Source organism: Mesorhizobium sp. Arg314 (assembly GCF_053714275.1).
On record NZ_JBSKBP010000017.1, the window covers coordinates 1 to 19,696 of the forward strand.

A 19,696-nucleotide genomic window follows, 5' to 3' on the forward strand; every position below is an offset into this window, starting at 1 on the left:
CTCCCAGCATGAATGTTGAATCAGAACTGCGATGATTTGGGAATCCTACGACTCATATAAATCTCATCCCGCTCTAAAGCCTGGCAGCAGGGTTTGGTCGGATCTAGCGGCGCGGCCGTGACCGGCTCACGGATGTCAGGCGGCTGTGGCGGGTCCAAGCGGATGCTGTGGTTCATGGCAAAGTATGCGAACGGGGTTTCGCAAGAATTGAACCTAGGCATTCGTTTTCAAGCTATTGTGCCGAGACAGATGACTTTGGAGATCGGAACCGGATATGCAGCCGCAGGTGCCTATGCGAGTTCAATGGGTATCACGCCTGAGCAGTTCGTTGCTCGATTTGGAGCGCCTATGCCGCCACGTGAATTCGGCGATCGGGTCATTTCCGTGTCGGCGGACCCGAAGTACGCCGAAGGCATCGTGTTCGGCCTCAACGGCGATGCCGGTGTAACGATTATGGAGCGGGTGGCAGCTTGACCAAAGGCGAGCAGCCTCCGAACGCGAACCGACGGGCTGAGCTTCTCGACCTGGCGGGAGAGTTACGGCCTGAGCTTCATCGCTATTGTTCGCGTCTCATGGGGTCGGTGATCGAGGGCGAGGACGTTGTGCAGGACACACTCGCCAAGGCGCTAGTCGCTCTCGATGGGCTGGTCGAACCTCCCCTCCTTCGCGCCTGGCTGAAATCACGACATCGGTGCCTGCGGGTCGCCGGGCGGCAGCGGCCGCCATACCGCGACGCATCCTGCCTTCGCGGCCGAGGAGAGAAGGAACAAGGTATGCTGGAATTAGGCCGCTTCGCGTTAAGCGCGGCAACGAAGTGCGAAATGCGGCGAGGCTGAGCGGGGGGAAAGGCGGTAGCGCTCTCCCGCTACCAGTCCTCTCTAGGGCATCCAAAAAACCTAATAAAATCAACGACCTTCCATTGGCTCGTGCCCATAAGTCCCAATTCATCCCAGGATGTGGACTCATTTGTGGGTACGAGTCCTTCCGCGCGAGTCCACACTCTTGGATCGTGCTAGCGCAGAGCCCAATAGAGGCGCTTCATTGCCAAATTTGAGTGGGAACACACACGGAGAGATTAGCCGCCCAGCGATTGCAAAAGACGTCAGTTTACCGTAGCTATTGCACTCATTATGGTGCCAGTGACCGCAGATTGCGGTGATGGCGCCCTACCTTCGAACCAGGCGCGGGTAGGACGGCGTGGCGCATAATCCCTTGGTTTCAATCGTGGTTCTTGCGCACAACGCCGAAGTAACGCTGGCGCGCGCACTCGATTGCCTTCTCGATCAGGAAATAGTGGATTGGGAGGCCATCATCGTCGACGACGCCTCCACGGACCGCACCCCCGCGATCGCCGCCCGTTATGCGGAGCACGATAGCCGTTTTCGGGCGTTGAGGTCTTGTGCGTATAGCGCCGCCGGCGCGCGCAATAGCGGGATTTCGACAGCGCGCGGAAACTGGCTCATGTTTCTTGATGCGGACGATTGGGTGGATGCCAGCTTCCTGGCGAAAATGCTGGCCGCACTGGAAACCGCTCCCGATGCAGTGGCCGCCTATTGCGGTTCCCGGCGCGTGATGCCCGATGGCGAACTCACCCCGTCGAGCATCTCAACGCAGGTTGCGATCCAGCCCTTCGAAACATTCGCCCGCCAGTGTGCCATGCCCACCAACGCACTGCTGGTCGATCGGCAGACGATTGTCGAATTGGGCGGTTTCGACGTGTCGCTGCGCACCTGCGAGGACTGGGATATCTGGCAGCGCGTTGCGCGTCTGGGCGAACGTTGGGTGATGGTCGACGAGCCGCTCGCTTTCTACCGGGTCGGCCCGAACGCACTCTCCCGCAATTCGACGCAGATGCTGGTCGACGGGGAAATCGTGATCGCCCGCGGCTTTTCTCCTGATCTCAGGGTCAAACACCCGGCACCAGCTCACGCCAACGGAGCGATCGAGGCAAGCGGCCGCACCGCTTCCGAAGCACTCGCGTGGTTCGCGTTGTGGAACGCCGCGTCTGATTGCGGCAGCGGCTCGCGCTCGATCAACCCGCAGGCCCTGCGCGAGCTCCCGGCAGGACGTAAGTGGGCGCGTGAGATCGCCAAGGTGGTCCTCGATGGCCTTATGGTAGGAAGCCTATCGGTGCCGGCGCAATTGGCTGCCAGGTGGGACAGGTTCGGCGGCTCGCTCACCGAGTTGATCATCGAACTCGGCAAGGTCTGGGGCGATCCCGTAGCCGGTCGCCGCGTCCAGTATCACCTCGAGCAAATGATTCTTGACGTCGACGACCTTGCCGCGCCGCGCAGCCTGGCGCGGACACTCGGAATTCGCGTCGACGCTCGAAAGCCAACCCCGACCGAATTGCCGGACGGAATCGATCAGATTTATGCCTGCCTGATGATGGATGGCCAGATCGAGGCTCGCGTGCAGTTCGGCGCGCTCGGGACAGTGACAAGGCGTCATTGGATTGAATTGATCCTGAATTCCGTGCCCCCTGAGCGACGTGCAAACAGTCTCCCTGGCGATAAGCGCGCGGGCCGCCGGCCTGATCGGGACAGCCACTTCGGCAAACTCGCGCAATTGGCCGCGCAAGCGCGGCGGCTCGCTCGCTCGAGCGCCGAAGCTTCAGGGCCTCTTGCAGCGCCGCGCCGTGCAAAGGCCGCGGATGGGCAAGACAATGATCGCACGTCGTTCTGGAATCGCCATTTCGCGATCGAGGATCCGTGGAACTACGGCTCGGCCTATGAGCAGGAAAAATATCAGCGGCAGCTCGAGATTCTGCCTGCCGCCCCTATCGGACGGGCGCTTGAGCTGGCCTGCGCAGAGGGCCATTTCACGCGGCGACTGGCGCCGCGAGTGGACCATTTGACCGCAACCGACATCTCCGCCGTAGCCGTCGGGCGAGCGCGCGTGCGATGCGGCGATCAGCCGAATATCGAGTTCGGCGTGCTGGATTTCGTCGCGGACACGCTGCCGGGTGAGATGGACCTGATCGTTTGTTCGGAAGTGCTCTATTACCTGGATGATGCCGCCGAGTTGCGGCGCATCGCCAAGAAATTCGCTGACGCCTTGGCGCCTGGCGGCAGTTTCATCAGCGCACACGCATTCGTGTTGCGGGATAATGTTGAGAAGACGGGCTTCGACTGGAATACATTCGGTGCACAAGTGATCTCGGAGACACTGGCGGCGACCGAAGGTCTGGTTTTGGAGCAATCGATCCAGACCGAGCTTTACCGCATAGACCGCTTCCGCCGCGTATCCCCTGACGACGTGACGACGCAACCGACGATTGATCATGTGCCAATCCGCGCGCGCCTCGAATTCGGGGTAGCGCGAAATGTCGTCTGGGGCGGGGCGCGGGCCTTGCGCCGCGACGTCAGACGTAGCGAGCGGCGGCAACGTATCCCTATCCTCATGTATCACAGCGTCGCCGATGATGGTCCGGCCGCGCTCGCCCGTTTTCGGTGCACGCCGGCCGCGTTCGGCAGCCAGATGGCATGGCTGCGCGCCAATGGCTTTCACGCGATCACGTCCGAGCAACTGGAAACTTTCATCGCCAACCGCCAACCGTTCGTTGGCCGGCCAGTGCTCATCACCTTCGACGACGGCTTCCAGAACTTTGCCGACCATGCCTGGCCGGACTTGCGCAGCAACGACCTGACCGCGGAAGTGTTTCTGGTGACGGATCTGGTTGGTGACAGTGCACGGTGGGACGCCGCCATCGGTCCGCCGACGCCACTTATGGACGCCGGGACCGTGCGACGCCTCGCGGGCGAAGGTGCATTCTTCGGAAGCCATCTGGCGACGCATCGCGCGATCGATGGTCTGTCGAGTTCCGACCTGGCCGCCGAGCTCCTGCGCTCTCGTATGTTCATCGAACGGTGGACCGGTCGGCCAACCACTGCGTTCGCGGCACCCTTCTCTGTCACCGACCGACGGCTGGGCCGGCTGGCCAAGGAGTGCGGCTACCGGATCGGCTTCGGCGGCAGACACGGGCCGGCGGACCTCGATTGCGATCCCATCGACCTTCCGCGCATTGAGATTCGTGGGGATCGCTCGCTCGATGACTTTGTTGCCATTGTCGAGGCCGTGCTCGAATGAACCGTGACCCTGTCAGGGTCATTATTCCGCTGACAATGCGCAAGATGCGATCGACGAGACGCTCCGCAGCCGCTCGCAGTGCTATGGGCGCTCGAGATTATTGTTGTTGCTGACGCGACCAGACTGCAGCGATCGCCCGATGTCACGCGGACGCTGGCACGCGCGAGCAGGCAACGCGAAATTCCGCTGATGACTGACCCAGGCCGACATTCAGACGTCTACACCAGTGTGGCGCGGGCCGCCCTAAGTCTCGAGACAGACGACGGATTTCCATCCATTCGCATCCGGCAGGATTTTTTGGTAGGCTGCCGTAAGGCAAATTGGGGTTTCGGCGTGGTAATGGTGGTCGACGATCGTCTCCTCGAAGGCAAGATGACGGAGATCGAGCAAGCGCGAGCCTGGAGCCCGCGCGTCATTTCAAAATTCGAGACACTTATCAGGAGCAGCGACGAACATTCGCTCTATCGTGTCAATCCGTTGGCCTTCGCCCGCGACCGCGCAATCGCCGAGCCTGAAGCAATCGACCTCTTCCTCCACGCGGCCCGTTGCGGCCTGTTCGATATGAGCTGGGACGTGCTCTGTCCGCAATCCGGGATGGTGCTCGACAGTTTCGGCGCCCTGCGCACGCTGCAGACGCATTACGCCTGCGGCCTCTGCGACGTATCGGGCGATACCAACCTCGACGACTTTATCGAGGTCTCCTTCTCTGTATCGCCCCATCTGCGGCGCCTTCCGTTCCACGAGCCCCAGACGCTCTCTGTCGAGGATTTTCACTGGAAGCTACATTTCAGCAATGCCGGGCGGCTACCCGGGCAGGACGTACGCTTTTTGGACGTTCTGCGAGGCTTCGTGCGGGGCATGACGTTCCTGCCGCCAGGCACCACGACAATGCTGTGCGCAGACCTCGATCCCGGCTCCCTGTCGGGCGTCAACGTGCGGACACAGGCGGCATTCGCTGTACCTGTTTCAGGGGATCCGGTATTGGCGCCGACACTTCTTAAGATCAACTATGACGGCAAGCGTTTCTTGCCGGCGTTGCCGGCCGTGCCGCCCGGTCCGGTTGTCATTGAGGTTGCGAATACCGGACCCGGTCGTGGCGCGTTGCTTCTCATCAACTGGCCGCCTGAGCTTGTCGCGTTGACGACCAAACCGACGCTCGATTTCGATCCATATGTTTCCGGCGGGGCGCTACTTGCGCGGCAAACCTTCCGCCAGCTCTTCCGTTCCGAGCGTGTCGACGAAAAGGAGGGGCTCGGCATCCGGCAGATCACCTTCCTGTTCACGGACCTCAAGGGTTCCACCGCCATGTACGAGCGTCTTGGCGACCTCAATGCCTATGCCCTGGTCCGCGAGCATTTCGCTCTTCTCAATGCGGCGGTCCACCAGCATTCCGGCGCTGTCGTAAAGACGATCGGAGATGCAGTGATGGCAGTATTCTCGCGACCGTCGGATGCAATTTCGGCCGCCCTCCATATTTTTGAAGAAATCGATCGCTTCAACGGCGATAGTGTCAGGCCAGGGATTGTCCTCAAGATGGGTGCGCACTGCGGTCCATCGATTGCCGTCACACTCAACGACAACCTCGACTACTTCGGCCAGACTGTGAATGTCGCTGCACGCGTGCAGTCACTGGCGGAAGCCGGACAGGTCTGCATCTCCGAGGCGCTCTATTCCGCGCCCGGTGTGAGTGACCTGCTTGCCGGCCGAGACGTCGTCGCGTTTGATGCGCCACTTCGAGGTGTAGAGGGCGATGCAACGGTCTATCGCATTATGCGGGGATAGATGCGATTGCGTGCCGCAAACTTATCAGCGGTTGCCTCGGCCCAAGTAAAAACAAATACTTACAGCGGGTCCATCTACAAAAAAGCTGAATTGCTCTGGCGTTCCCAGCCAAGCCCCCAACGGCACGCGTACTGCAGTTTCACCACTGCCGTCGACATATTCCGCACGCCAGCCCGTCGGTGCTGATCTCAAGGTGTTTTGCGCGCCCTGATGCGGACGGGCATGAGCAAGCGGCAATATGGCAAGGCGTGAGGGTTCGTCTCGTCGACTAATAATAGAGCGAGTTCTGCGGACATAGCTGCATCGTCGGAACATACTCCCGCAAAGGTGTCTATTGGGCGACTTGGGACACGGCTGACATCAGTTCCTGCGGGTTTGGCGCCAAAAACATGTATCGCCCACCCTCTGGAACCTCCGTGAAGCTCCAGCGGACGACCCCCTGCCGGTCGAGCAGGAACTGACCGATCAGTTGTCCGTGTCCGGTTGCCATCATCTGCTGGTCGGCTTCGGTCACGTCGTAATGGTCCCTCTTGTCGAGGAATTCGCTGGCCGCAAAAGGGTCCATTGGACCGGGCAACTCGCCCGGTACGTCGACCCGCATATCCTTTGCCACTGCCATCGAGACCTTATACGGCCAGTTTGTCTCGTTTTCGGTGAATTCGAGATTGGGCAGACCAAAAGCACGATGCGAAGCGCGTTCAGGATCGGAGGCGGCAAGCAGATTCGGCATCGGGTGGTAGCGGAAGTAGAGACGCGCCCGCTCGATCGGCGTGTTGACCACCGTCAGGCTCCCCACGCCTTTTTCGCGCAGCTCCGGATCAAGCCGCGCCTGGGCAGCGATATGGCGCCGGCAAAACGCACAATGAAGACCTCGAAAAAGGCCGACCAGCACAGGTTTTTGTCCGCGAAAGTCGTCAAGCGCGATCTTGCCTTCCTGGGTAATGGCGTCGAGCACCACGTTCGGCGCACGGTCGCCCGGTTGAAGCGGTACCAAGTCAATACGCGTGGACATTTCCAACCTCCCACCCCGGCTAGTCGAGAAAAGGCAGCACCACAAGCGTTTCCGGGTCGAGCCCGTGCTGGGCGCAAATACCCTGCGCCAAGGAAAAGTAGCGTTCGGCCTCTGCCAGATTGTCGAGGTCGAGATTAAGCGTTGCAAGACCATCATAGCACGGAAACAGCAGTTGGGGTTCGCCCGTTTCGCGGGCTACGTCCAGTGCTTCGTTGAACAAACCAACCGCCAGTTCCGGATGGCCGTTGCACTGGTGGATCTGCCCAAGCACGATCAACGGCACCGGCAGGTGCTCGCGCTGGTCGAGTGCCCGGTCGATCTCGATGGCCTTTTCGGCAGCAGGCACGCCCTCGGTTGGACAGCGATCCGTGAAAGTACAACAAGCGACAGCCAGATTGGCGAGGAGGCGCGCCTGGAAGCCCAAATCACCAATATGGCGCGCCACCTCAAGACCGCGCCGACAGACCTCCATCGCCTTTGCCGGATCGATGGTCGTGTAAAGCACGCCGAGATTGGTGTAGCCGCGGCAGGCCGCGCCCAGTAGGCCGGCGGCTTCGGCCAATTCAATGCTGCGCTCAACCAGACGCACGGCTTCACGGTTTCGCCCAAGGCGAGCCAACGCAACGGCCTTCGTATTGAGTGCCTCGGCGGTCACAAGAGTGGCATCACACCCTACCTCTGAGACATGCTCCGTTGTCAGAGTGCCTACGCAATCCAGCGCCGCATCTGCCCATTTTGTCGCGAGAGCGTGATCTCCGCTACGGAACGCCTGTCGGCCCCGTTCTTGCCAGAGATGCGCCTGCTCTATCGGGGCATCCGCTCCATCGAGGAGCGCTGCTGCTTCAGCATAGCGGGATTCTGCAGTGTCCCGCTTGCCGACATCCCAGAGCAGCCGACCGATCTTACGCAAAACGCGTGCCGAAGCGACACGATTGCCTGACTCGCGATATGCCTGCAGCACCGTCTCGTAATGGTGGTGCGCAATCTCGCGGCGGCCTGCCGGGCCGCTCAAATCGGCAATGCGCTCTGCAATTGCCAGTTTGAGCGGTGTTTGCCCGATCGTGCCCAACGCAGTCAGTGCTCGCTCGTAGAAACGAAGGGCGTCGTCGTTGGCGTATATCATGCGAGCGCGATCGCCCGCCGCCTGCAGGTAATGCGCGCCCTTCTCCCGCTCGGCGCTCTGCGCGAAATGATGTCCGAGCACGGCCAAATCCTCGAGCCGTTCCGGCTTGTCGCCGCACAGTTGCTCCAAGGCGGCACCGACCCGCCCGTGGATGTCGGTCCGGCGCTGCAGGAGCAGATTCTGGTAGATCACGTCCTGCAGCAATGTTTGCGTAAAGCGGTAGCTTTGCGACGAGACCGAACCTGATCCGGCCACTTCCTCGATGATTTCCGCATCGCAAAGCAGTTCGCAGCCGGCTTCTAGCCGGCCGGGGTCGGCTGTCACGGTTTTCAGAAGTGTGGCATCGAAGCGCGGGCCGATTACCGCGGCTTCCTGGGCCAACCGGCGCACCTCTTGGGGCAGCCGGTCGACGCGAGCAAGCAACATTGCCTGGATCGTGGCGGGAATGCCGGTTGCGACTTCGCCTGCCACAGCCCGCCATCGCTGGCCCTCGCGCATCAGGACACCGCGATCGATAAGGCCGCGAACGATCTCCTCTACAAAAAGGGGGTTGCCGCCCGCGCGCTCGAGAATCTGGTCGACAATCCCTCCTGAGGAATTTACCCAGCTCTCGCCGAAAAGCGCCGCCAGCATGCTGCGTCCTTCGTCGCTGTTGAGCGGCGAAAGCCTGAGCGCAGTGTGACTGACCCGACTTGAGTCGAGCTGGTCGTTGTCCGGCGCCGGACGATGCGTGACCAGCAACATCAATCGCGTGCGTTCCAACCTGTCCATCACGAAACGCAGTGCCTCGAGCGACACGGCGTCGGCCCAGTGCAGGTCTTCGACGACAATCAACAGCGGCGACAACGCAAGCCGCCGTTCGATGATTGAGCGGACTGCGTAGAGAATTTGCCGCCGCAGCTGCTCGGGCTCGACATGTCGCAAGGTGGCATCGGGGTCGCCAAGGCCAAGCACATGGTAGAGCAAAGGCATCAGCCGCTTCGCCTCCTCGCCCTGCAGGCCGAGATCGGCAAGCAAGGCTGCGAGCTTCCCCCGCATTTCGTCCACATTGTCGTTTTGCATCATCCCGGCGGCGCTGCGCACCACCGCGCCCAAGGCGCCAAATGATTGTTCGCCCAGCGGGGAGCACGTGGCCTGCCGCACGGCGACGTTGCGAAAACGATCCTCGTCGCCGACGCGGGCGACGAACTCCTTCACCAGCCGTGATTTCCCGATACCGGCTTCTCCGACGAGGCGGACAAGTTGGGCCGAGCCGCTGCACGCCTGGTCAAGGCTCGCCAGCATTCTATTGAGCTCCGCGCCACGACCTATCATCGGCGCGCTGAGGCCGAGCGCCTCGAGCCCACGCGCTGCACGCGGCGCCGCAAGCGGTGCATCCAGTCGATGGACGAGCACACTGCCAGCCTTGCCGCGAAGCACGACATCGCCCAGCGACTCGTAAGAGAAGGCATGCCGGGTCAGCCTGTGAGTGAGCTCGCCGACCAGCACCTGACCCGGTGCGGCCAACGATTGCAGGCGTTGCGCCGTATTTACTGTATCGCCGGTCACCGAATAGGATTTGGCAGTGCCGATGCCCAATCTGCCAGTGACGACCGGACCAGTGTTTATGCCGATGTGGAGTAACAGAGGCGAGCCGGAGTGGGGGGCGCTTTCGCCGAGCCGGGCCGTCCGGGCGATCATGTCGAGTGCGGCGCGAAGCGCACGTTCCGGATCGTCCTCATGCGCGACCGGCGCACCGAACAAAGCGAGCAGTGCATCGCCGATGAATTTGTCGACAAAACCACCAAAGTTTCGCACCGCCGCCGTCAATTCCTTGAACAGTTCGTTCTGCAGCGCTTGCATCACCTCGGGGTCGAGCTGCTCGCTGAGTGTCGTAAAGCCGCAAAGGTCGGCGAACAGGACCGTTACCGTCCGGCGGTCGGCATCTGAGACCGGATGCGACCCATCGCCTTCGATGTGCGGACCCAGCGGCGGAGTTCGAGAAAGCGGCACAATGGTCCGGCTTGGCGTCGGAGCAGGCCGTTCGACGGCCTTTGCGGGCGCACCGACGCTTGCCCCACATTTCGGACAGAACTCGAAATCGGGTGCGCAGAGGTAGCCGCAACTGGCGCATGGCACGGGCTGGCGCCGGCCACACCTTGGACAGAAGGCGTAACCGGCCTCAACCTCGAAACCACAGCCCGCGCAGTCCATCGAACAAGACCTCACCAGGGGCCGTCACGGCGTGATCTCGCTACGCACTTCACGGCCGGGTATTCACACAAGGATGAACCGATAGTCGTCGACCAGCAAGCGGCAACGCAAATGGACATAGAGCGATCGGCGTGGGTCCGGTGGCAGAGCGCTGCCGATTCGGGCCGCTGCGTGGCCGTCGATTGCGAAAGTTCCCTCTTACCCTCCGTCTTCCTGCTATCCTGGAGATGAGGAGACGACCCATGAGCGAGAATCGTAAGCTAGCGGCAATCCTGGCTGCAGATGTGGTCGGATACAGCCGGCTCGCGAGCGCGGACGAAGATCTTACTTTGGCGAGGTTGCGGGCACTGCGCAGCGACTTGATCGATCCGACCATCGCCGTGCACCACGGGCGGGTGATCAAGCGCACTGGGGATGGAGCGCTGGTTGAGTTCCGCAGTGTGGTGGATGCCGTGCGATGCGCCGTTGAGGTTCAAAATGGCATGGTTGAGCGCAATGCCGGCGTGCCGCAGGACCGCCGCATCGAGTTCAGGATCGGCATCCATCTGGGGGATGTGGTCGAAGAGAGCGACGGCGACCTGATGGGCGACGGCGTCAACATCGCTTCGCGATTGGAGGGCGTCGCGGCCCCCGGCGCCATCTGCCTGTCCGAGGATGCCTATCGCCAGGTCAAGGCGAGACTCGACCTCTCTGTCAGCGATCTCGGCAGCACGCAGCTCAAGAACATCGCCGAGCCGATCCGGGTCTATTCGCTGCAAGTCGGCAGCGCCGGGACCAAAGCGGCCGCGACCTCGGAAACCGCGACGAGCCGGTCGTCAGCGCCGCCGAAGCTGTCGATCGCCGTCCTGCCGTTCGCCAATATGAGCGGTGACGCCGAACAGGACTACTTCGCCGACGGCATCTCTGAAGACATCATCACAGCGCTGTCCAAGCTGTCGCAGCTTTTCGTCATCGCGCGCAATTCGTCGTTCACCTTCAAGGGCCAGAACGTCCATGTGCAGGAGGTGGGCACGAAGCTCGGCGTGCGGCATGTACTTGAGGGCAGCGTACGCAAGTCGGGGAACAGGGTGCGCATCACCGCGCAGCTCATCGATGCAACCTCGGGCGGCCATCTTTGGGCGGAGCGGTTCGATCGCGACCTGACCGACATATTCGCCGTCCAGGACGACGTGACGCAGCAGATCGTCGGTGCGCTGGCGCTCAATCTGACCGAGGGTGAGCGTCAGCGGCTGGCGCCCGAGCACCCGCGCAACACGGAGGCGTATGACTGTTTCCTGCGGGGCCGGGAGTTGTGGCACCGGCTGACGAAGGAGACGAACGTCGCAGCCCGCGACCTCTTGCAACGTGCCATCGAACTGGACCCGAAGTTTGCCTCCGCCCACGCTTTCCTCGCCCTCACGCACGGACTCGATTACCTGAACCGGTGGAGCGCATCGCCGCCGGAATCGATGGCGCAAGCGGAAGAGGCCGCAACGCGAGCGGTAACGCTGGATGACAGCGATCCCTGGGCGCACTGGGCGCTGGCTATAGTCAAGTTGTACACACGACGACACGATGAGGCCATCAACGAGGCCGAGCGCGCGATAGTCCTCAATCCGAACTTCGCCGAAGGGCACGTCATCCTCGGCGAGGCGCTGCACTATTCGGGCAGATCCGAGGAGGCTCTCGAGAGTTTCGCCCGGGCGAAAACCTTGAATCCATATTTTCCCGACGTGCTTCTGCACTTCCAGGCTTCGGCATTGTTCCAACTAGGAAGGTACGAAGAGGCCGTTGACCTCTTGACGCAACGGCTGGCTCGCAACGCTGTCACCGACGTCTCGCGCGCGCTCCTGGCCGCCAGCTACGGCCGCCTGGGCCGTTTCGCCGAAGCCCGCGCGGCATGGCAGGAGGTGCTTCGCGTCAATCCCGACTATTCGCTGGAATACCGTCGCAAAGTCTTGCCCTACAAGAACCCTGCCGATTTCGAACTCATGGTGGACGGGCTCCGCAAGGCCGGTGTCGTGCAATGACAGTTGAGGCCATGTCAGGTCAGGCTTGAATTGCAGCCGATCGCGATGGACCCTCCGCGAATAAGGCCTGAAGTGAGGCTCAGGTCGCCTTGATCTCTGCCTGGCTGATCTTGCGCCATCGGGCGTTTTCGCGAACCAGTTTCAGGTCTTCGGTCGTCTCGGCAAATGTTCGCAATCGGTATTTCCGGAGCAAGTCCGGGAAGAGCGCGCCTTCCGACAGGCCGGCAAGCTGCTCACGGACCGAGACCTTTTCATCGATGACCCGCGTGCCCCAGGCATTTTCCCGAACCTGCAGTTCCGCAGCAAGATCGCGCTCTTCGGGCGCGTTTTCGTCTAGCACAGCCAGCAGGATCGAGTGGAAAAGCGCTACATAGCCAATCTGTCTCAGGCCGCCCACGACCCGCACCCGCGGCAATATGGCGAGAACGAGAAACATCAGGAACAAGTTCGGCAACAGCACGCCGTCCAGCAGTGCTTGCCTGAGATGCAGCCGCTCGAACGGGATGGAAAGACCATGCGGCCTGTCAGGCTCGATCAGGTGCCCGTTCTCGAGGACGAGCTTGCGCACGCGCTCCTCACGGATACCCCAGAAATAGTCCGTGGCATTGGGCAGGAATCTGCCAAACGGACTCGATACGGCCTCTTGCAAGGCACTGTCGAGACGCTGGCGTCTTGCGGGCTCGATGAGCAGCCTGGAAAGAAGGCTGCCGTCATGTTCTAGATGGCGCGCCATGGCAGCAGCGACGAGCCGATCATCAATAAAAACCGGCAGGGCCATGCCGGATCGATCCCAATTGGCGATCAGATCCTCGTTGAGGGCTGTCAGCGCATCGGCGGCGGTTCCAAACACCTTGTCCTGGTTGGCAAGCAGTGTGCCCAGCCAGCGGCTGACATCCGTCTCATCGCCCACCGCTTCGAGCGCCCGCGTGTTGAGCGAGACGGGACCGGCCGCGCAGGCGCTTTTGCGGCACAGTTTGTGGCGCCCCATGCCGAACAGGTTGACCTTGTCGTCGCCGACATCGAGCCATCCCGGCCCCTCGCGGCCAACAGTCTCCATGGTCATCGTCGTTCCCATGAAGCCGAAAAAGGCCGACAGGCCGTTTTCGACCGCGCCGAGCCAGGCAAGCAGGACGGCATCGAAGGTAATCCGGTCCATCAGAAGCAGGCAGTGCAGGCCGGACTGAATCACCGGTCTGCGCTCGAACTCTTCGAGGGCCTTGCCGATTTCCTCAGGCTGCATAATCACACCGAGGCGCTCATGCAGGGCTTCGCGCAGGATCGAGCGGGCGGCGATCGCCGGGCCGGATGCAGGCCTTGCCACCGGGCGCCACAGATGGCGGGCATAATCGGAAACCGATGCGTTCCAGTTCTGCTCGATGTCACGCACGACTTCAGGGCAGAGCAACGACAGCACGGCCAGAATTTCCACCGGAGGCGTAGCTGCTGGATCAAAGACGGCGGTCATTGGTACCGTCTAGCCGCTTGCGCCGCACACGCCAAGGGCGACCAGACTTGCTTGATGCGACCAGCCCAACACATGGATCCTCAACTCGATCAAAACCAGGATCTTAGAACCGCAGCCGGGCCATGCTCAGCAGGTCGTGGTACTGCCCGTCAGTAAAACCGGCCTTCACATGCCGACCTTCAACCTCGAAGCCGTGGCTTGTGTAGAGACGGATCGCCGGTTCGTTGTCGGCATAGACGGTCAATTCGACGCGCTTCAGGGCGCGCCAGTTGTCAGCCACGTCAAGCAGCGCGCCAAGTATGGCAGAGCCGATGCCCTTGCCGACAAAGGCATCGTCAAGGCCGATATTGATCTCGCCGATATGCGAACGACGCGGCGAGCCTTGCACGACCAGGCTGCCATGGCCGACGACCTTGCCGTCCAACTCCGCGACGATCCAGGTGGTTTCCTGGCCGGACTTGGCGATGCGCCGCTCCACCTGCTCCACCATTTCGAAGGGCATCCTGAGCGTGCCCCAGCGAAATCCCGGCATGTTGAAGATGGCGCAAAGCGCCTCCGCATCGCTTGGCCGGACGGATCGGAGCTGCGGCTGGATTTTCTCGGAGGATGGCGAGGTCGTGCTGGTCATGGCGTTCCCGGCGAAGGCAACTAGCCCGGCACGATGCACCGGACGTCACCTGAAAATCCAGCCGTGTCTGCAAGCTATGATGCCGATTGCGAGCGAAAATACCGGGACGCGGCGTAGAGCTTGAAGACGCCGCTGATGCCAATCCAGCCGAAAAGGGCGAGCCAGCTCAATGTCTTGGTCGCCGCCCAGTCGATCCGGTGCACCGCAGCGTCGGTGATGATGAGGCCAAGGATGGCAAGCAGGCCAACCAGAAACTGCGCCAGGCCGAGCACCAGCAGTTCCTCGCGCGGCGCGCTTCTCCAGACGACATATATGCCGCCAGCGCCGGCGAGGAAGATGGCGCTGTAGACCTGGGCGTGGAAGGGATCGACCCGCCATGGCCAGGTGCTGCTGACTATCAGGGGAAACAGCAACATGCAGACGCCATAGAGCCCAAGGATCGCCGTTTCCAACAACATGTAGCCGCGCCAAGCGGGGTTCAGTGGCACGCCTTTTGCTGAAGGACGGGACCTGGCCCGCCATAGGAACAGCCCGGATACCGCAGCCGAAGCAAGATAGACCAGGAACCAGAGCCAGGTCGCTTTGCGCCCGAAGTTGAAATAGCCGAGATTGACGAACGAAGCCGCCGAGACGATGACGGTAAAGATGAAGGCCATCACCAGCACGAGCCTGCCGGGCGACCAACGATTCCAGAACAGCAGCGCCGCCATCACCGCGATTTCGGCGGTGTAGAAGCCGCCGAGGAAGCGGGCACTGAACGGCGTGACGGCCCAAGGCCAACGCGGCTTGACCAACTCAGGCGCGAAAAACAGGCCGGCGCCTACGATCAGGACCGTGATGACCCCCGCGGAGAAAAGGCGCAGGGCCGCGGGAAATGGCGGGTTGTCGGATGTCGGCATGGGAGAGAACCCCGATGATGAACGCCCATGGATCATCATAGTGCCGCTTGCGGCCGGTGAAAATCCGCCGAATGGAAATTGAACTTTTACCAGGTCTATTCGAATGGCCGTACGGCTCGTTTTGACGTAAAATGCAGAACTCGGGCCAAAAGACCGACCCGGTCAACACGCCTCGGGGCGCATTTTCCGGAGCCTGCACGATGAGCGACGCTCAGGATCTCTTCTCGCTTCTGCGGCAATCGACCGATGTCGACCCACAGGCAATCGACGCGATCAAGCGAACCATTGCGGAGGGCGAGGACCGCGAACTTTGCCGCATCAATGCTCCAGCCTTCGCCAGCAAGCATGGCCTCGACGAGGAGCGCGCCATAGGCGCCTTTCTCCATGCCGCGCGTGTCGGCATCTTCGACATTTCCTGGAATGTTCTGTGCCCCGGCTGTGGCGGCGTGCTCGACACCAACGCCACGCTTAAAACGGTGCAGAAGGACGAATACACCTGCACGCTGTGCGCCGAGGGTTATTCACCGACTCTCGACGAGATGGTCGAGGTGACATTCACAGTCAGTCCCCGCATGCGCAGGATCGCCGCCCACAATCCGCACGAGCTGCCGTTGGTGGAGTATTTCCGGCAGATCTACTGGGCGTCCGGCGTCGATCTGCCGGATGAGGACTTCGCGAAAACGATGGAAGAGATCTCGCTGGAGGACATCGAGCTGGCGCCCGCCGAAAAGGCGGTTCTGCCTGTACAGCTTCCATCCGAATTCGTCATCGTCTTCGAGCCGGTCACCCATTCAGTGCAGTTCATCGACGTGAAGGGCGAACCAACAAAGGAGCGCCGAAGCCTCTCTTTGGTCTTCGACCGCGACCATGTCCAGAGCCAGACGCTGGCGATGCAACCCGGCCCGTTGCGCATTTCGCTGGAAAACAGGACAGACACCCGGGTGCTGCCGACGGTCTTCATCGCCGGCCATGGCTTGCATGATTTGCTGCGCAAACGCCGGCCCTTCCTCACCGCCAAGCGCCTGCTCACCAACCAGACGTTCCGCGATCTCTATCGCACGGATACGCTCGACATCAACCAGCGCCTGAAGATCACCAGCCTGACGTTCCTGTTCACCGACCTGCGCGGATCGACCGCGCTTTACGAGCGGGTGGGCGACCTTTCGGCCTTCGATCTCGTGCGCGCGCATTTCCAGGTTCTGCACGAGATCGTCGCGGCGGAAGCAGGCGCAGTGGTGAAGACGATCGGTGATGCGGTGATGGCGACCTTTGCGACGCCTGATCGTGCGATTGCCGCGGCCCTCAGGATGCGCGATGCCATGCGCGCGCTCAACGACAAGAGCGGGCGCGAGGACCTGCTGCTCAAGATCGGAGTCCACACCGGCCCCTGCATTGCCGTGTCGATGAACGAGCGACAGGACTATTTCGGCCAGACGGTCAACATTGCTTCGCGGGTCCAGAACCTTGCCAACGCACAGGCGATCTTCGCCACTCGTGCGGTGGTCGACGACAATCTCACCGCCGATCTGTTGCACAGGAACGCGCTGACTCCCGTGCCCCACGAGGTCTCGCTGCGCGGCATCGAGCGCGAGATCGCAGTCTACACGATCCCCTGAAGACTTGGCCCCTGAAGATTTGGCCCCTGAAGATTTGGGTAGTCTCGGCCCCTCACACGCGCCTACAGATAAAATAACGATCGCCGGGCACCGAAGGCGGCGGCGGGAGGCGTTGCAACTGCGGGTGATCGAGCGGCGTGCCGCTGACCGCGATCCCGCCGACGCGAAGCAGGCGCGCGGTCAGATCGGGAAGCCAGGTGGAGGTCACTGCATCGCGATCTTCATAGCCGGTGCCGATGTCGGCATGGACAAGAGCGGCGTCGATGCCGATGAACCTGCGAGCCGTCTCGCGTATTTCGCCGAGCACGAGGTTTTCAGCTTCGGGAATTGAACTGGCATGTGCGGCAAGCGCGCGGTCGAACGCCACGATCCGGCGTCCGGGCAGGCGCTCGCGCAGATGGTGGAACGTCCGGCCGTTGCCGAGGCCGAGCTCGAGCACGGGGCCTTCAATCTTCGCCACCTCCGCGCAGACTTGATCGAGAATGTCGCGCTGTGCCGTCATCCTGCGGATGAAACTGTCGAGGCGACTCATATGCGATCGTATGTCCTGAACCAGTCCGCGAAATTGGCGATGACGTGTTAAACGCGATCGAGCGTCGCCGCATATAGAGGCGAACGATGAACGCTGCAACAACCGAACAGGCTGCCGGCAAGGATCATACCGGGTAGAGTCGGCCTCCCGGCGCGCGGCGCAATAGCGATGTCACTTGTAAGGGTCTGCGGCGTCCCGCAAGCCGTCGCCGAGGAAGTTGAACGCCAAGATGACGAGAATGACGGGAAGCATCGGCAAAAGCAGCCACGGATAGAACGCGATCACGCTGACGCTGCGCGCCTCGGTGAGCAGGATGCCCCAGCTGGTTGTCGGTGGCCTCAGGCCCAGCCCAAGGAAGCTCAGCGCCGTCTCGCCCAGGATCATGCCGGGTATGGAGATCGTCGCCGTCGCGATCAGATGCGACATGAAACCGGGGATGAGGTGCCGCCGGATAATGCGGCTGCTGCTGGCGCCCATCAATTGCGCGGCCAGAACGTAATCCTCCTCGCGCAAGGCCAGAAGCTTTGAACGCACGGCCCGCGCCAGTCCGGTCCAGTGGAGCAGCCCGAGGATGACGGTGATGCCGAAATAGATCAGGATCGGACTCCAGGTTATAGGCATGATCGCCGCCAGAGCCAGCCATAGCGGAATGCTGGGGATCGATTGCAGAACTTCGATTATCCGTTGAACGATCAGGTCGAAGACACCGCCGTGATAACCGGCCAATCCGCCGATGACGATGCCGAGCAGGAAGCTGAAACTGACGCCGACGAGGCCGATCGTCAGTGAAATGCGCGCGCCATAGATGATGCGCGAGAACACATCGCGCCCCAACCTGTCGGTGCCGGCCAGAAAGAGCTGGCCGTTTTCGGCGGGGCAGACGAGATGCCTGTCACCTTCGATCAGGCCCCAGAACCGGTAACTGTCGCCCCTGCAGAAGAAACGGATGCGCTGAACATCATCCTGTTTGTCGATGTAGTCCCGCTTGAGCGTGTCCATGTCCAGCGTCATCTGGCGGCCATAGACGAACGGCCCGATGAACTGGCCGTTGTGGAACAGGTGCACCCGCTGCGGCGGCGAATAGATGTAGTCCATGTTGCGCGTGTGCAGATTGTACGGCGCCAGGAACTCGCAGATCAGTATCCCGAAATAGAGCGCTGCCAGGAATATGCCGGATATGAGGGCAAGCCGGTGCCGTCGGAATTTCCACCACATCAGCCGCAACTGCGACGCCTGAAATACCTTCGACTGCTCAGGCGTCATCGCCTCGACCGACTGCAGGTCAAAGGGCGCGATGGAAACGTAGTGTTGCAGTGGAGCACCCGGAGCGGGCAGCGGCGATTGCGTGTTCATTTGGTGCTGCCGCCCTGCAAACGAATTCGCGGATCAAGCAGCGCCAGCGCCAGGTCGGAAATCAGGACACCGATGACCGTCAGGAAGGCGAGGAACATCAGGAACGACCCTGCCAGATACATATCCTGGCTTTGCAGCGCCCTGATCAGCATCGGTCCGGTCGTTTCCAAGGACAACACTATCGCGGTGATTTCGGCGCCGGAGATGATGGCCGGCAGGATGGAGCCGATGTCGGAAATGAAGAAATTGAGCGCCATGCGCAGCGGATATTTGACCAGCGCTTTGAAGGGATGAAGGCCCTTGGCGCGTGCGGTCACGACATATTGCTTGTGAAGCTCATCGAGCAGATTGGCGCGCAGCCGCCGGATCATGCTTGCCGTGCCCCCGGTGCCGATGATCAAGACCGGGATCCAGAGATGGGCCAGGATCGACTTCGCCTTGGCCCAGCTCATCGGCTCGCTGAGATATTGCTGGTCCATGAGATGGCCGATTGACGTGCCGAACCAGATGTTGGCGAAATACATCAGGATCAGCGCCAGCATGAAATTCGGAATGGCAAGGCCGAGAAGGCCGAAGAAAGTCAGGCCGTAGTCGCCCCAGCTGTATTGATGGGTGGCTGAGTACATGCCGATCGGAAAGGCGATGAGCCAGGTGACGATGATCGTGACGAAGGAAACCAGCACGGTCAGCCACATTCGGTCCCCGATGACGTCGCGAACCGGCAGCTCATACTCGAACGAATAGCCGAAATCGCCATGCAGCATCCCGCCGACCCAGTAGAAGTAGCGAATGACGGGCGGCTTGTCGAAACCATACTCCTTGCGCATCATCTCGATGCGATCGGAATCCACCGCTTCGCCCTGAGCCCGCAGCTCGGAAACATAGCTGTCGAAATAGTCGCCTGGGGGAAGTTCGATGATCGTGAACACCAGCGCCGATATGATCAGCAGCGTTGGAACCATCACGGCGATGCGCCAGACAATGTATCGAAGCAC

At 61.4% G+C, this 19,696-nt stretch carries 13 protein-coding genes and 1 pseudogene; 6 read left to right on the forward strand and 8 right to left on the reverse strand.

The features are described 5' to 3' along the window. Positions 1-73: 73 nt before the first annotated feature. The 4 genes and pseudogenes from ACWGS9_RS19265 to ACWGS9_RS19280 all read left to right on the forward strand — a co-directional run. Positions 74-474: pseudogene (locus tag ACWGS9_RS19265) on the forward strand (short-chain dehydrogenase); the annotation flags it as partial. After that, positions 471-836, forward strand: a complete 366-nt coding sequence (locus tag ACWGS9_RS19270) for a sigma factor (protein WP_454506732.1) — start codon at positions 471-473, stop codon at positions 834-836. The pseudogene ACWGS9_RS19265 and the gene ACWGS9_RS19270, both read left to right, overlap by 4 nt. 361 nt (positions 837-1,197) lie before the next feature. Beyond that, positions 1,198-4,089, forward strand: a complete 2,892-nt coding sequence (locus ACWGS9_RS19275) for a glycosyltransferase (protein WP_454506733.1) — start codon at positions 1,198-1,200, stop codon at positions 4,087-4,089. 339 nt (positions 4,090-4,428) lie between these two features. Next, positions 4,429-5,871, forward strand: a complete 1,443-nt coding sequence (locus ACWGS9_RS19280) for an adenylate/guanylate cyclase domain-containing protein (protein WP_454506807.1) — start codon at positions 4,429-4,431, stop codon at positions 5,869-5,871. Positions 5,872-6,202: 331 nt separating this feature from the next. Here ACWGS9_RS19280 and ACWGS9_RS19285 read toward each other — a convergent pair whose 3' ends face one another. After that, positions 6,203-6,883 (reverse strand): redoxin family protein, encoded by a 681-nt coding sequence (locus ACWGS9_RS19285; protein WP_454506734.1) that lies wholly within the window; start codon positions 6,881-6,883, stop codon positions 6,203-6,205. Between the two features lie 19 nt (positions 6,884-6,902). Then, positions 6,903-10,199, reverse strand: a complete 3,297-nt coding sequence (locus tag ACWGS9_RS19290; RefSeq protein ID WP_454506735.1) for an adenylate/guanylate cyclase domain-containing protein — start codon at positions 10,197-10,199, stop codon at positions 6,903-6,905. 242 nt (positions 10,200-10,441) lie between these two features. On the opposite strand from ACWGS9_RS19290, the gene ACWGS9_RS19295 reads away from it, so the two are divergent. Beyond that, positions 10,442-12,208, forward strand: coding sequence for an adenylate/guanylate cyclase domain-containing protein (locus ACWGS9_RS19295; RefSeq protein ID WP_454506736.1), 1,767 nt, complete (start codon positions 10,442-10,444; stop codon positions 12,206-12,208). Positions 12,209-12,287: 79 nt separating this feature from the next. Here ACWGS9_RS19295 and ACWGS9_RS19300 read toward each other — a convergent pair whose 3' ends face one another. The 3 genes from ACWGS9_RS19300 to ACWGS9_RS19310 form a co-directional block, all read right to left on the reverse strand. Next, positions 12,288-13,673 (reverse strand): hypothetical protein, encoded by a 1,386-nt coding sequence (locus ACWGS9_RS19300; RefSeq protein ID WP_454506737.1) that lies wholly within the window; start codon positions 13,671-13,673, stop codon positions 12,288-12,290. 103 nt (positions 13,674-13,776) lie between these two features. Then, positions 13,777-14,301, reverse strand: coding sequence for a GNAT family N-acetyltransferase (locus ACWGS9_RS19305; protein ID WP_258121221.1), 525 nt, complete (start codon positions 14,299-14,301; stop codon positions 13,777-13,779). Positions 14,302-14,375: 74 nt separating this feature from the next. Then, positions 14,376-15,200, reverse strand: coding sequence for a hypothetical protein (locus tag ACWGS9_RS19310; protein ID WP_454506738.1), 825 nt, complete (start codon positions 15,198-15,200; stop codon positions 14,376-14,378). Positions 15,201-15,400: 200 nt separating this feature from the next. Here ACWGS9_RS19310 and ACWGS9_RS19315 point away from each other — a divergent pair, with 200 nt between their 5' ends. Beyond that, positions 15,401-16,816, forward strand: a complete 1,416-nt coding sequence (locus ACWGS9_RS19315) for an adenylate/guanylate cyclase domain-containing protein (protein WP_454506739.1) — start codon at positions 15,401-15,403, stop codon at positions 16,814-16,816. 52 nt (positions 16,817-16,868) lie between these two features. Here the strand turns inward: ACWGS9_RS19315 and ACWGS9_RS19320 are convergent, their stop codons facing one another. From ACWGS9_RS19320 to ACWGS9_RS19330, 3 genes are all read right to left on the reverse strand, one after another. Further along, positions 16,869-17,348, reverse strand: coding sequence for a class I SAM-dependent methyltransferase (locus ACWGS9_RS19320; protein WP_454506740.1), 480 nt, complete (start codon positions 17,346-17,348; stop codon positions 16,869-16,871). A gap of 171 nt (positions 17,349-17,519) precedes the next feature. After that, the gene (locus ACWGS9_RS19325; protein ID WP_454506741.1) at positions 17,520-18,701 is read right to left on the reverse strand and encodes an ABC transporter permease; all 1,182 of its coding nucleotides are present in this window, start codon (positions 18,699-18,701) and stop codon (positions 17,520-17,522) included. Then, positions 18,698-19,696 (reverse strand): ABC transporter permease, encoded by a 999-nt coding sequence (locus ACWGS9_RS19330; protein WP_320309827.1) that lies wholly within the window; start codon positions 19,694-19,696, stop codon positions 18,698-18,700. Before ACWGS9_RS19330 ends, ACWGS9_RS19325 begins: the two co-directional genes overlap by 4 nt.

Coding starts and splice junctions, on each gene's coding strand:
- ACWGS9_RS19280 (WP_454506807.1), top strand. CDS start 4,429: ATGGTGGTCGACGATCGTCTCCTCGAAGGCAAGATGACGGAGATCGAG.
- ACWGS9_RS19285 (WP_454506734.1), bottom strand. CDS start 6,883: ATGTCCACGCGTATTGACTTGGTACCGCTTCAACCGGGCGACCGTGCG.
- ACWGS9_RS19290 (WP_454506735.1), bottom strand. CDS start 10,199: ATGGACTGCGCGGGCTGTGGTTTCGAGGTTGAGGCCGGTTACGCCTTC.
- ACWGS9_RS19295 (WP_454506736.1), top strand. CDS start 10,442: ATGAGCGAGAATCGTAAGCTAGCGGCAATCCTGGCTGCAGATGTGGTC.
- ACWGS9_RS19300 (WP_454506737.1), bottom strand. CDS start 13,673: ATGACCGCCGTCTTTGATCCAGCAGCTACGCCTCCGGTGGAAATTCTG.
- ACWGS9_RS19305 (WP_258121221.1), bottom strand. CDS start 14,301: ATGACCAGCACGACCTCGCCATCCTCCGAGAAAATCCAGCCGCAGCTC.
- ACWGS9_RS19310 (WP_454506738.1), bottom strand. CDS start 15,200: ATGCCGACATCCGACAACCCGCCATTTCCCGCGGCCCTGCGCCTTTTC.
- ACWGS9_RS19315 (WP_454506739.1), top strand. CDS start 15,401: ATGAGCGACGCTCAGGATCTCTTCTCGCTTCTGCGGCAATCGACCGAT.
- ACWGS9_RS19320 (WP_454506740.1), bottom strand. CDS start 17,348: ATGAGTCGCCTCGACAGTTTCATCCGCAGGATGACGGCACAGCGCGAC.
- ACWGS9_RS19325 (WP_454506741.1), bottom strand. CDS start 18,701: ATGAACACGCAATCGCCGCTGCCCGCTCCGGGTGCTCCACTGCAACAC.